Origin of the sequence: Fuerstiella marisgermanici (assembly GCF_001983935.1) — a bacterium.
In the GTDB taxonomy this organism is placed as follows: Bacteria; Planctomycetota; Planctomycetia; order Planctomycetales; family Planctomycetaceae; genus Fuerstiella; species Fuerstiella marisgermanici.
In genome coordinates this window covers 8,275,497-8,288,334 of sequence record NZ_CP017641.1, presented here as the reverse complement: position 1 = coordinate 8,288,334, position 12,838 = coordinate 8,275,497, and the positions used below count along the sequence as shown (strand labels likewise).

The 12,838-nt window shown below is 54.9% G+C and carries 9 protein-coding genes and 1 pseudogene; 2 read left to right on the top strand and 8 right to left on the bottom strand.

The genetic code is table 11. The features are described 5' to 3' along the window. Positions 1–61 precede the first annotated feature (61 nt). Both Fuma_RS31320 and Fuma_RS31315 read left to right on the top strand, forming a co-directional pair. A complete protein-coding gene (locus Fuma_RS31320) occupies positions 62–763 on the top strand; it encodes an AAA family ATPase (protein ID WP_158521196.1) in 702 nt (233 codons plus the stop codon). Positions 764–964: 201 nt separating this feature from the next. Then, complete coding sequence (locus Fuma_RS31315; RefSeq protein WP_077027577.1) at positions 965–1,546, top strand: recombinase family protein; 582 nt, start codon at positions 965–967, stop codon at positions 1,544–1,546. Positions 1,547–1,555: 9 nt separating this feature from the next. On the opposite strand, the gene Fuma_RS31310 is transcribed toward Fuma_RS31315, so the two are convergent. The 8 genes and pseudogenes from Fuma_RS31310 to Fuma_RS36055 all read right to left on the bottom strand — a co-directional run bounded on the left by Fuma_RS31310 (position 1,556) and on the right by Fuma_RS36055 (position 12,819). Continuing rightward, a complete protein-coding gene (locus tag Fuma_RS31310) occupies positions 1,556–1,969 on the bottom strand; it encodes a hypothetical protein (RefSeq protein WP_077027576.1) in 414 nt (137 codons plus the stop codon). A gap of 599 nt (positions 1,970–2,568) precedes the next feature. After that, the gene (locus Fuma_RS31305) at positions 2,569–5,580 is read right to left on the bottom strand and encodes a phage/plasmid primase, P4 family (RefSeq protein WP_229360788.1); all 3,012 of its coding nucleotides are present in this window, start codon (positions 5,578–5,580) and stop codon (positions 2,569–2,571) included. A 624-nt stretch (positions 5,581–6,204) separates the two neighbouring features. Continuing rightward, a pseudogene (locus tag Fuma_RS36940) lies at positions 6,205–6,393 on the bottom strand (hypothetical protein); the annotation flags it as partial. 83 nt (positions 6,394–6,476) lie between these two features. Then, on the bottom strand, positions 6,477–6,710 hold the full coding sequence (locus Fuma_RS31300) for a hypothetical protein (RefSeq protein WP_145944481.1): 234 nt from the start codon (positions 6,708–6,710) through the stop codon (positions 6,477–6,479). Between the two features lie 533 nt (positions 6,711–7,243). After that, entirely contained in the window at positions 7,244–8,704 is a 1,461-nt protein-coding gene (locus tag Fuma_RS31295; RefSeq protein WP_077022387.1) for an IS66 family transposase, read from the bottom strand. A 1,120-nt stretch (positions 8,705–9,824) separates the two neighbouring features. After that, on the bottom strand, positions 9,825–10,304 hold the full coding sequence (locus tag Fuma_RS31290) for a hypothetical protein (protein ID WP_077027573.1): 480 nt from the start codon (positions 10,302–10,304) through the stop codon (positions 9,825–9,827). A 126-nt stretch (positions 10,305–10,430) separates the two neighbouring features. After that, complete coding sequence (locus tag Fuma_RS31285) at positions 10,431–12,050, bottom strand: arylsulfatase (protein ID WP_218922339.1); 1,620 nt, start codon at positions 12,048–12,050, stop codon at positions 10,431–10,433. Beyond that, positions 12,043–12,819, bottom strand: a complete 777-nt coding sequence (locus tag Fuma_RS36055) for a rhamnogalacturonan acetylesterase (RefSeq protein WP_077028675.1) — start codon at positions 12,817–12,819, stop codon at positions 12,043–12,045. The genes Fuma_RS31285 and Fuma_RS36055 overlap by 8 nt, the downstream gene beginning before the upstream one ends. Positions 12,820–12,838 lie beyond the last annotated feature (19 nt).

Below are 12,838 nucleotides of genomic sequence, written 5' to 3'. Positions count from 1 at the left end.
TTTCGACGGTTGGCCAGGCAACGTCGCCGGGCCGGTTCGAACTCACCGACTGGAGACCACCATGAATTTGTTCACGAAGTACCGCCCCCAATGTTGGGATGATGTTGTCGGCCACGCTCGCATGAAGCTGAGGCTGATCCGCATGGCAACTGCCGGGGATATCGGTGGGCGGGCGTTTCTATTCACCGGTCCATCCGGCGTCGGAAAATCATCCGTGGCGTACATCCTCGCTCGTGAGATATGCGATCCGGATAATGTTGTTGAAATCGATGGCTCGAAGGTGACAACGTCCGGCATCGATGACATCGTCAGCAAGCGCGGCCAGCTTCTACTTGGCAATAAACCCGGCAAGGTCCACGTCATTAACGAATGCCACAAATTGGATTCTCGCGTCATTGGCAGGCTTCTGACTTGTCTCGAAGACATTCGAAGTCACGAGGCGTGGATCTTTACCACCCAAGGTGTTCGGCAGAAACAGATTGGTTTGTTCGATGATGCCGATTCTGGCGCACTCGAAAGCCGATGTACGGTTTTTGAGCTGGAAGGCGAACGATACGCCACGCTGTTTGCCCAAAGGGCGATGCAGATTGCCGTTGATGAAGGGCTCGAATCCGGCCAGGAGCTGGTCGCCTACGTTCGCCTCGCTGCCCAATGCGAATTCAATCTACGAAAAATGCTGAGCCGATTGGACGCTGGCGAGTTTCTGCCAGAGCAAGCGGTTGAGATTCTGGAATCGCAGACGCTGAGTTTCGCGGGCTGCTGAGGTCCTGCAATTCGACTTGCAGCCCGTCACCGGCGATTACTGGTGGCGGGCTTTTTTGTGCGCCGCTATCGGCCAGCCCTGTGACAAAAAGAGTCCCGGCTTCGGCGGTCCCAAAACCGCTGGAAATCATCCGGCGTTTTAGCTGCTGGAAGGTGTGCCAGTTGAGGTACACCGTTTTTGGCAACAGGGGAGACAACGAAAATGCGATGGGGAATTTACGTTCGAGTTTCAAGCACGGACCAAAACACATCCGCCCAGGAACGCGAGCTTCGGCGATGGCTTGATGGTAACGGGGTTCCGGCAGACTCGGTTGAGTGGTTCGTCGACAAGGCGAGCGGCAAAGATCTGCATCGACCTGCATTCGAACGATTGCAACGTGCTGTTTTCAATGGAGAGGTCGATGCCATCGCGGTGTGGAAGCTCGACCGTCTCAGCCGCAACCTGCGCGACGGGATCAACACTTTGGCGGATTGGTGCGATCGCGGCTTGCGAGTTGTCTCAGTCACCCAGCAAATCGATTTCAACGGCGCGGTCGGCAAGATGCTGGCTGCTGTCTTGCTGGGAATTGCTGAGATGGAACGCGAGTCCATCCGGGAAAGGCAGGCGGCCGGCATCGCTGCAGCGAAGGAGCGCGGTATCTACAGTGGCCGAAAACGCGGCACTTTGAAAGCCAAGCCGAAGCGTGCGAAAGAACTGCGAGCGCGAGGCTTGTCGGATGCCGAGATTGCGATAGCACTGGGGATTTCTCGACGAACTGTTCAGCGATACTTGCATGCGAATTGATGGCCTGAATCATCGCCTCCGCCGAAGAGTTCCGATGGCAAGCCGATTCTGCTCGTACGCGTTCCACGCATCTCGAGTTTCAATCAGTCGGTTTAGCTGAAACCTGGATTCGTCCAATCGCCCCTTGGCTTCAGCCATAAGTTGATTCTTAAAATCGCTTGGAAATATGCTTCTGCCGATCCGGAACAATTCGCGAAGGTAGCCGTTTGATCGCTCGCTGAACTTGCATTGGGCACCGGCAATTTTCGTTTTGAGCGTCAAGTCGACCGTCGTGTGTTGTTTGATCGATATTGGCAGCCCGCGTCGGACAATCTGATCGAGCAGGTAGCAGAACTCCATCATATGGCGATGTTTAAACCCATGACCGAAATCGGTTTCCAGCAGTTCCATGAGGTGAGCGTCAAAGGTGTTATCGAAATCCATGGTTCGGCCCCTTTGGGATACGGCGAGTGGGTAAATTTACACCTACTCAGTAAAAGTGGATAAACGAATCCACTTTAAAGGCAAGGTGCTGATGGGGTTGAGTTTGCGCCGACCCGCATGCCAGCTCGGCAGTCGATTTTTTGGGCGGGGAGAGGCTGAAACATTTTTTGCAATGGATCGCGCCAGCAGATCTCGCACTCTGCAAACACGCCCCAAACCTCCCATTCATCCGATTCTTTCATTACCAGAGCAGTTTGCCGCTGAGCCGGTCCAACTACACGGCAGCCGGTCCAACTGCACGGCAGGTAGTCCCAGGGTGCAATCGGCATCTGAGTAATGAAAACACTGGTCGCGTGAAAGTGGTCCAGGTGGTCCAGGTGATTTCGTACTACTTCTTATATACGCGTACGCGCGCGTGCACGCGTGTACGTGTATACGTGTGTCATATCTATAACGATTAATTAACCTTGAATTACCCTGGACCACTTGGACCGGAGTGTGTTTCGCCAATAGAAAAGCAGGGGAAAATGTGGTCCAGGGTGATTCTGGTACCTTGGACCGGGCCGGACCACTTGGACCACTCGAGAAGGTTGAATGCATCAGTCGAGGTCTCTCTGCAACTGGTCTAATTGCGATTCCGCTTCTTCGTCATCCAGACGCTCTCGTTGCTCTTTCAGGGAGAGCATGCGAATGCCTCGCCAGACACGTTGCCTCAGTCCGTCAATGCTTGGTCGGGCGTCACTGACCTTGAATTTGCGGCGGACCTCTTTCGCGAATTCGCCGTCACCCAATCGTCGACGACCGTGGTGCCCACACCAATTGCTATAAGCATTATATAATTCCTGTTTGAGGATTCTCACGTTCGGCCGCCCGTCGGGAGTGACCCGTTCCTCAAGAAATGCTGCGGCGGGATTCGATTCGAATTTGTAGTCGGTCAGCGCTGCCTGGCATACTTCGGAATACGTGAATTGCTTTTGTTCCAGTAACCGTTGTAGCCCCTCGATCGCCCAGTTGAGCATTCCAGGCAGTTCGTCCTTCCACCGGTGGGGTTTGTCGAGGTCATGGATCCTTTCATGCTCCGGAACTTCTCGGTTGAACGGGACTACAATCATCCGGCGGTAGAGACCGAAACTCTTGTCCGTGAAACGGGGCATGTCGTTGCACGAAAAAATGAGCTTTGCCGTTGGCTTCGCGTAGACGATTGGTTTGTGCTTCTGCTCGAATGGCATGATGTCACCACTCGAAAGCTGCTTGAGTACGCCCTCGGAGGCTCTATCGACGTTCGAGATTTCGGCGCTCAGGTTCGCCAGACATCCCAGCGTTGTGACGGTCGCAAATCGGTTCGACGTAAGTGACTCCAGGTTGCAGTTACTGATGTTGTCCAAGCCCAGCAGGGCACTGAGTCCGGCGAGGAAGACTGATTTTCCGTTGGCTCCTTCGCCAAGCAGAATCAGAAACTTCTGAAAGGTGAGTTCCGACCAAAGACAGTAGCCAGCAAATTCCTGTAGCAGCTTGTAGCGGTCCATGTCGCCCTCCAGGTTCTGGAGGAGGACCTTTTCCCAAAGCTCACACTTAGCATTTTTGTCGTACGCGATGGGAAGAATCGTTCGACTGAACCAATCGTGTGAAGGGGCCTCGATGGTTCCACGGGCAGGGTCAAGCAAGCTTCCGTCATCGACAGCGATGCGGAACCCTCGATCCACACCACTGGACCACGTGTTGTAGCTGATTTCGTTCGACTGGTAGCACTTTCGCCTGATAGCCGCGACGACATTGCGGACATCACTGTCACTGAACCGCTCGTAGGTTTCATCAATGTAGTGCCAAACCTCCGACTCGATTTTGGCGTCTTCGATTTGCCGCCAGGCACCGGACCATTCATGGAAACTTCCGTTCCAGTGGACAAGTGTGTAATGTTCCTTTGCGGCGATTTTGCGTCGGTAGTTGATGGTCAGAAATGCAATCCCGGTGGTGGCGTAGTCCATCGAGCTCGCATCATCCTTCTCGCTCGCATTGTTTTTTGTAGGTCCCTGTTCGTCGGCTGGTGTGGAAATCCGGGTAGACGACTCTTGGCGTTTGCTGCTCGATTTCCCTTCGAGCTTTTCCAGGGCATTTTGGCGAAATGCCTTCGCGGCTTGGGCCCAAATCGTGTGGAAGTGATCCGTTGATGTGCCACCCCCATGGCTGGACCAGTGTTCTTCGGTTTCCTCCTTTGAGACACCGTGCTTGATGGCAAACGCACAAACAGCGAGCTCCGCTTGAACCTTCGCGTCACCAGAGGCTAAATCGCACGTACACAAGAGTTCGTTCAGCTCATCCTGGCGCGTAGCAGTCAACTTCTTGGCTGAGGGCAGTGGGATCCGAGCAAGCTTGTCCTCCGTTGACCAGAATCGTGGTTCACCACTGCGGTCTGGTAGTGACTCGATTATGTTTCGCAGCTGAGCCGGTGTCTTGTCTTTATGAAATTCCAGCAAGTCGACAGCGTCGTCGCCGGGTTTGATGACTGCTCCGAAGTCAGGATCGTCGCTGAGGCACTTTACGATCACTGTTGCGTCCCGTGCTTGCTCATTCATCTGGTCGCGGCAGGCACGAACGAACTTCTCACCCGCCTCATCATGGTCAGGCAGCCAGGTAACCGTCTTGCCGTTGAGCGGGGACAAATCAGTCTTGCGCGGTGAGGCGGCCCCCTGGCTGAGACTTGTTGCCAATACTTCGATTGACCGGAGTGCCTCACAGGCGGGCTCACCTTCGCAAACGAACGCAGTGGTGCTATCGAATACAGATGTCCCGTTGATTGGTTGGAATAGTTTGAAGAGTGGCCGACCCGCGTCATACATATTTCGACACTGCCAGCCGCCTTCAACTTTGCACACCTGTCGAATTTCTTTCGTCTTGCCATTTTTGCTGGAGGCGATTTCCTCGGCTGTCAGATCCCATCGGATGCTGACGAAAATCAGCTCTGCTTCCTGCTGTTCTGGTCCGGAAAAATAGAGATCATGACGGTCGGGTTCTCGCTGTGTGGTAGTTATACCGCTCCGTTTGAGGCCGAACGCGACAGCACGCATGGCGGCAACTGGACCTGGATGGAGAGTTTTCGTGGGGTCGGCGGCGGGCACAGTAACCGAGCCCATTTCTTCTGGCTCGAATGCTTGTTCGCCGGCTCGATCTGGTAGATCGTCAATAACCTTCAAGAGCTGCTCATAGAGCGCAGTGAGCATCTCGGTATCAAGGTTGCCATCGTCATCGTGAAGGCCAAGTTGCTGGAGGTAGTGTTTAAGCCAGGCGTCGGGGCCGTCACCGCGACTTGATTTGAAATCGCCATCGTCCACGAGACATTTTATTTGCACTGGCGTATCCGGAAGCTGCCTAATCAGCTCGCCGCGAAACTTCTTAGCGTACGCGTTGCGATGCTCATGGTGCTTCGGAATGATGATCAGATCTTTGCCAGATAATTCGCGTAGGTCCGTCATGCAAATTGCGTACTGCCCGCCAGCGGTTGTCGTGGCGTTCAAACCAAGGGTTAGAATCGCTTCGCAGTCGCGCTCGTCTTCGCAAATAAAGACTTGTGTCGCATCCGCCAGGTCGGGGACCGTCTGGAATGAGACTTCCATGGTGAATGTGAAGCTTCTCGGCGGTTCCGGTTGACCAATGGATCGACGGTGGCTGCTGAGAAGTCTTGGAAATTTTGCATAGAGGGGCCGCCCCAACCGCATCTGCAGTCCACCCTGCCAGCCATCCGCTGTTTTGTGTACGGGGCGAATGACTGACTCAGCACCGAGCCTCTTCGCTTCCCCTGAGGCATGCACGCGGCTGGAAAACACGAACGGGCAACAATCTGGCGTTGAGTGATATTTGTGAGTTCTGTCGCCGGGGCGAAGTTCACAGTAACTTGCAAGTGCTTCACGTGCGGTTGCAAACACTGGGTATTTATCGCTCTTAAGCGGTTTCGGCAGTTGTTGACCGACGTCGGTTTCGGAATCGCTTTGCTTCGAAACAGTCGGATGCGGTTCGTGGGTTTCACCATAATGCTTCGGAGTCGCGCTACCCAAAAGGACTGACTTGGTTCGCGGCATGAGATCGCTCTCAGTTGCAAATCCATGCTCAATCAGCCAAGTACCGACTTGGAAGCACGCCTCGGGGAACGTGCTGCAGGGCTGACTTCCGAATACTTTGACGACACCGATTCCAGGTTGGCCATGAAGTCCACAATCTTTGCAGAAAACTTTTCCCGTTCGCTCGTACTCGCCGTCGCGAGCAACATTGAAGCGGTCGTCGCCCCCACAAACCGGACACGGGTGATCGCCGCCGTTGAGTTGGGTTTCCGTAAGTGGAGTCAGGCTGGTATGGATTTTACGCCAGTGTCCTTCAGCGTGCTTGTTGATAGCGTCTAAGCTGAAGCAGCATTTAGTAGCCGTTGGGTTCATATGGGTAATCCGTCATTTTAAAGAGTCTATGATTTTGATCTTGCGCAGCAATTCACGGGGAACGCGTGCCGATTTGCTTTGATTCAATCACGCCAAAGCTGGGGCATCTCCATGAAGTCCGCGTTCTCGTTCAGCTCAACATCTGCGAACACACTAGCCTTGTGTTGCTGCAGTCGTATCTCTGAAACCCCACCGCATTCTTCGCAGGCGATCACCGCAAAAGCGTAGGTCGAGTTGCGGCAGATCGTGACCGGAATTCGTGGTAGGCTGTTCTTGAGTTCTGCAATCGCTCGCGAGATTGGGTTCAGAGTTGGCACGTTCAGAATCCTGAAAACCGAACATCCTGAATGAAGAAACGGCGCGGCAGACGACTCAGGATGGCTGCTCTTCAAGTCGCGATTTCATCGCCACGCGTTTCTGAGCTATTCGCTGCGGCTGTTTTGGAGGTACTCGGCGAAGCGGTCGCAGTCTACGAAAGTAGCGTTGCCAACTTTGTACCAAAAGACCACGCCAGCTTCTGTCGCTGCGTTCCTAAGCTTTCTCCAAGCCCAGTCTCCTAACCCTGCTCGCTCTTGAAAAACCTTAACGCGAAGGATTTGGCCCTTTGTCAGGGCGGGGGCATTGGGTTTTGTTTTTGCGTTCACGAACAGTTCTCCTCAATCACGCCAGCGCAGTTCCAAGACTGGTGGCAATGTAAGAATTGACTATCCGCTTAATCGAGACATTATCGCATCCCCCTCAGCCATTCAAGCGTCGCTCAAAGGAAATCAGTTTCACGTTGACGCTCTATCCTGACAGCAAATGCCGTAGCTGTCCATTTCCGCGTGGTGCGCAGCGTGAGGTGTGGTGTTCAGTTGGCGGGGACGAGTTTGGACAGTCGCGACTGACCGGGCGGCGCGGAGGTCAGGCCGACTTCAAGTTTCAGTCGATCAAACAGACTGAATCCATCCTGCTGCCACGTCATGACCTCGGCCACCACGGAACTGAGCGTTGGTGTTTTCAGATGGAGATTCAGCGATTCCAGGACGCTTGTAAGAATGCTGCGGCGACGGGCTCCCTTCGATGTTTTGCTCGTTCGACCTGTGCGACGGTCCATGGCCGCGCCGCGAAGACTGCGTTCCGCTTCGTTGTTCGTTGCTGGCGCGGCCGGGCTTGTCACAAAACAAAACAACTCCTCTTCCGTCATCAGCCGAATCAGTTCTGAGACCAGGTTGTCAAAATCCTTGCCGAAGTCGGCCGCCCGAACATCGGAATCCTCGGCGCAGTAACGCACCAGCAGAGCCGCCAGCGTGTTATCAAGTTCATCGACCTTCGCCGCACGACCGGCATCGCCAAGACGACCATCGGCGGCGTGGCGTTTGGCCGCGTAGAAAATTTCCAGCAGGCCGTCGAGCAGTCGCTGGTACTCTTCGTTGTCCGGCTTCAGCAGCGTCAGACGGATGGCCTTCCGCAGCAGGTGAGCCCAGCATTTCTGTGCGTGACTGAAACCTCGGTACACGGCCGCATCGTCCGAAACAAGCACGCCTCCAAACAATTCTTTCGACAGGATCTGAGCCAGTGTGTCGCCGTCTTTGCGGCATCCGAAGATCAGCACGCGCGCCTTCTCCGACAAAAAAGCCCACACGCTGTTGATACTCCAACTGGTTTCGTCTGCATGCACAATCGCACTGAACGCCATCAGGTCACACAGAGATTCGAATTCCTGTTCCCAACGCCGTGCCAGTTGATTCAACAGAGCGTCCGCCTGGGATTTGCCGAGCGGCAGATTCCAGAAGAATTCAATCAATGCACACGTCTTGTCGATCGACAGTCCCGTGATGGTCACAATGCGAGCCAGCGCGATATGAACTTCAATGCCGAATTCGGACCGCGGCCACACGCCCGGAATTTCGGATTTCTCGCCGTTGGGGCCGTGATAGATTTCATAGACGACCTGCACGGCTTGGCCGTTGATCACTCTCCAGACGAAACGTTCCCGAACGAAACGGCACTCTGCGACGTTGTAACCTTCCGGCAGAATGAGTTCGCGTCGTTCGGCGTTGTCCGCTTTCTGCTCGGTTGTGCGACGACCGCGACGCGCCGAGGATTGTTTTTTGCGACCTTTTCGGCGGCCCGTTTCAGCGCGGCGTCTCTCTTCCGCCGTCACCGAAAACGCCTCGTCGAGTCGCTCTGTGGGGTTCTTACCTTCGAGCTCTTCAATCCGATCACGCAGCCGCCGGTTCTCGTCCCGCAGCTCCGCAACCTCACGCTGCAGGCTAAGCACAAGCTGCTTCACTTCCACAGCGATGATCTGACTGACATCCGTGTCCATCCACCTGTCGTATCAAAATCTAACCGACAGAAAAAGACCAGTCTCCAAGCTGAAATGGACAGCTACGCAAATGCCGCATGCAGTTAGTGAGTCTGGAGCCGAGGTGTTGTGTCAAGTGTTGCGTCTGGAACAGAAATTCAGGTATTCGTCGCACATCATGCAGTCCTCACAATCAGCAAAAAACCTACACTCAACGGCTGGTCACACCCTGTTCAGCACCAGTATCTGGATTGCAAATCCCGTATTCGTGGGTTCGAATCCCACCGGCCCCTCTAAGAACGACCAGTGTTTTCACTGGTCGTTCTTTTTTTGTGCGCTAGTTACGTGCGATTTAGGCGGGACGACGAAGGCATTAATCACCACCGCGCAACCCCCAGACTCACCTCAACTGCATCGCATTCACTGACAAGTGGAGTCTACGGAGCCGAATGGACCGGAACACGGTCTAAGGAATTGTTCTGATTGGCATGCGTTTTCGGTAGCAATTCACGCACGAACCCAACCCGTGTTCAATACTGGCACTAACTGGTTGAGCACAAGCGTGCCCCGTCTCTCTCTCAGAGTTTAAGTTTTCGGAGAAGTGTTCCATGAGAAGTGTACTGTCCCTCCTCGCCGTCACCGTCCTTAGCGGCGTTGTTGCCCCTCAATCTGCAGACGCAGGCCTGTTTGATTGCTTCAAAAAGAAGTCGTGCTGCGAACCATGTTGCCCGGAACCGTGCTGCGAACCAGCTCCAACCTGCTGTGCTCCTGAACCAGTGTGCTGTGCACCTCAACCTGTATGTTGTGCACCACAGCCCGTTTGCTGTGCTCCTGAACCTGTTTGCTGTCCACCAGAACCTTGCTGCGACCCTTGTGGCAAGAAGCGTTGTGGGTTCCTGAAGAAACTTATGAAGAAGTGCCGTCGCAACAAGCACCGTGGCAGCTGCTGCCCGGAACCATGCTGTGCACCGGCTCCAACATGCTGTGCCCCTGCCCCTGCACCAGCTCCATGCTGCGGCAGCTAATACTGCATTGCTGACACGGTTAGCGAAACAAAGGCCGAAGACGTTAGTCTCGGCCTTTTTTCGTGCGCGCTGGGTGAGGCACAGCTTCTTCGTGGTCGCCAGGCCAGCGATCCCGACTATAGCTTGCGGTCGATTTCTCGCATGATGGTCTTAGTCGGTTCCTGTTGCCGCATCTTGGCGACGACAGGTTTCAGATCATCCAGTGTGCGCTCGACAAGGCCCAGGTTGGCGTCGTTGGGATGCTTTTTTAGCAGGTACTTGCCGATCTCTGCCGACTTCGTTTGAGTGAAAAAGAAACGAAGGTCCTCTTCCGTAATTTCATCCGAATGCTGCTTGATGGCGATTTTTGTCGCGGCTTCGCGAGCTTTCGGAACATGCTGAATCAGTTCCTTCAGTTCTTCCAAATCCAGCTTCCGCCCCAGCAATGTCTTAACAGCGGCACTCGACAGCAGCGGCACAAAGCGAGACAGGTAAATCAGATCCTTGTTGTCCGGCCCCGGACGACTCTTCGCAAGTCGTTCCCACAGATCGCGGGCGAGAGCTTTACGCGGATCGGATTCTTTCTTGGGGGAAGATTCAGAACCGTCTTCCGACATCGGAGTGCCTTTCAGGGGAAATTACATCGACCAAAGCAACCAACGCGCCTGCCTGTCGGTATTGGACTCGATCAACTCAGGAATTTCTATCGTATCGGGGCGGGCGAACAACTGCCGGCGCAACGGCTATTTCGGTGCGACCGGCCTCTTCTTTTTCTTCTTTCGCAGCTTTTGCTTCCGTAGTGGAAGTCCGTCAGGAGCCACATTGCAGCGGTCCGCCCAATTCTGCCACAACGCCGACAAGTCCTGGACACGTTCCGGCTGTTCCATAGCGAGGTCGTTCTGCTCCGTCCGATCCTTCGCCATGTTGTAAAGCTCCCACGCTCCTTTGCTACCCAGTCGCACGAGCTTCCAGTCCCCCTTGCGGACGGCCGCGTTGCCTTCGTGTTCCCAATAAAGCGCGTCGCGTTCGAGTGAATCACCTGCGAAGGCAGGACGCAGGCTGGTCCCTTCCATCGGCCGTATATTCTTGCCGTTGTGTTGAGACGGGTACGTTGCGCCGGTCAGATCGACGACCGTGGCCATCACGTCGATTAGATGAGTCGGCTGTTTTCGCCATTCACCTCGGGCAACGATTCCGTCTGGCCAATGAGCAATCAGCGGCGTCGCGATGCCACCTTCATGGTTGTAGTGCTTGTACTTGCGGAACGGGGTGTCCTGCATCCATGCCCAGGATTCGCCGCAGAACCAATTGGAATCGGGAGTTGTGGGATCACCGATGTCTTTCCCGTTCGGCCCGCTTTCCGCACAGCCGCCATTGTCACTCATAAACAGAATTAGCGTGTTCTCAAACTGCCCCTTCGCCTTCAGCCCTGCAACAAGATCGCCAATCGAGCGGTCCATGCGATGCACGCAGGCAGCATAAGCCGCCATCAGATGATCGAACCGTCGCTTATCCGCACTTGCAAGGCTGTCCCAGGCGGCCACCTTTGGGGGCCGTCCAGCTTTAGCCCACATCTCGTCGACAAGCCCCATCTCAATTTGTCGTCGATGCCGCAAAGCCGACAGTTGTTCCCAACCGTCCATATACTTGCCGCGAAATTTGTCGATGTCTTCTTTCGTCGCCTGCAACGGAAAGTGGGGCGCGTTGTGAGCCAGATACAACAGGAAGGGTTTCTCGGCGGCGACTGCTTCATCAATAAATTTCAGGCCGTGTTCTGTCCATGCGTCTGTGGAATACCAGCCCTCGGGTAACGGCTTATCGACCGAATGAATCACATCGTCGTCGAGCACAATCGTGCGTCCCGGCTTGACCTGAAAGTAAAACCCACCACCTTCGGGGACTCCGTAAAAACGATCGAAGCCCCGAGCTCGCGGCCACATAGCGCGTTCTTTGCTGCCGACATGCCATTTTCCGCTCGCGGCGGTCCGGTACCCTGCGCTGCGAGCAACGTCGCCCAGCGTCACGCAGCGGTCGTTGAGAAATCCCTTGTAGCCGGGTTTTCCGTAATCGCCGTTCATGTGGCCGATGCCCGTTTGGTGAGCATACAAGCCGGTCAGCAGAGTGGCTCGAGTGGGGCAGCAGCGGCCGGTGTTGTAAAACTGAGTGAACCTCAACCCGTCGGCTGCCAGCTTGTCGAGGTGGGGCGTTGGAATCTCGCTGCCGTAACAACCGATGTCTGAGAAACCCATGTCGTCTACCAAAATGACAACGATGTTGGGTTTTGGGGCCGCTGCCCGAGACGATTGCGAATACAGCAGCAGACACGCAAGGGCAAGAACTGGAGTAAAGAGATTCCTATTCACCGCCAGCTCCTGCAGACTTAGGCGGTAAATTATGCAGCTCGGCCCTGTCGACGTATCGCGAAAACTCGGGAAGGATTTTGACCAATTCGCGTGCGACAAGTTTTCCAACCAGCAGGCCTCCGGCATCATTCAAATGGGTGTGATCGAAACCATCGTCTGTCTTAGATTCGAATTCCTGGAAGTCCTCCGGCCCAATGGCGTTGCACTGCTGAATGCTGAGGCGATGCAGATCCAGCAGCGGCACGTTCTTCTCCTTCGCCACAACAATCGTCGCGGCGGCGTATTCGCTGAGCGTCGGCGTGATCTTTCCGTTTTCGTCCCAGCGTCGTCGTGTCAGCGATGTGATGAGGACTGGTTTGCAGCCAATTTGCCGAGCTTCGTCGACATATCGCCGCAAGTGATCGCGAAAATCGGTTTCTGCAGCTGACTCGCGGGCCGCACCTTTCCCCGGTTGGTCGTTGTGGCCAAACTGGATCAGCAGGATGTCAGGCTTTTCATCGAGACACTTTTGCCACCAACCTTCGGTGCGAAAGCTGCGAGAACTGCGGCCACCGACCGCGAGATTCACACATACCGCACCGTCACTAAGCAGACTGCTGAAACCAGCGCCCCAGCCTGACGAGTCCGTCACGGTGGAATCGCCGGCGAGTACGATTTTCGTTGTCTTCGCCGGTTGAGCAAACAAGCCGGTCCCCACCCCCGCGACGACAATGATGGCGGCCGAGAGCGAAACGAAAATTCTGCAGTACGCTAATTTGATTGGATTCATGCAGGTGATAATACCTATG

Excerpts from the sequence above, each read along its gene's own strand:
- Fuma_RS31320 (WP_158521196.1), top strand. The coding sequence starts at position 62 with ATGAATTTGTTCACGAAGTACCGCCCCCAATGTTGGGATGATGTTGTC.
- Fuma_RS31315 (WP_077027577.1), top strand. The coding sequence starts at position 965 with ATGCGATGGGGAATTTACGTTCGAGTTTCAAGCACGGACCAAAACACA.
- Fuma_RS31310 (WP_077027576.1), bottom strand. The coding sequence starts at position 1,969 with ATGGATTTCGATAACACCTTTGACGCTCACCTCATGGAACTGCTGGAA.
- Fuma_RS31305 (WP_229360788.1), bottom strand. The coding sequence starts at position 5,580 with ATGGAAGTCTCATTCCAGACGGTCCCCGACCTGGCGGATGCGACACAA.
- Fuma_RS31295 (WP_077022387.1), bottom strand. The coding sequence starts at position 8,704 with ATGGACACGGATGTCAGTCAGATCATCGCTGTGGAAGTGAAGCAGCTT.
- Fuma_RS31290 (WP_077027573.1), bottom strand. The coding sequence starts at position 10,304 with ATGTCGGAAGACGGTTCTGAATCTTCCCCCAAGAAAGAATCCGATCCG.
- Fuma_RS36055 (WP_077028675.1), bottom strand. The coding sequence starts at position 12,819 with ATGAATCCAATCAAATTAGCGTACTGCAGAATTTTCGTTTCGCTCTCG.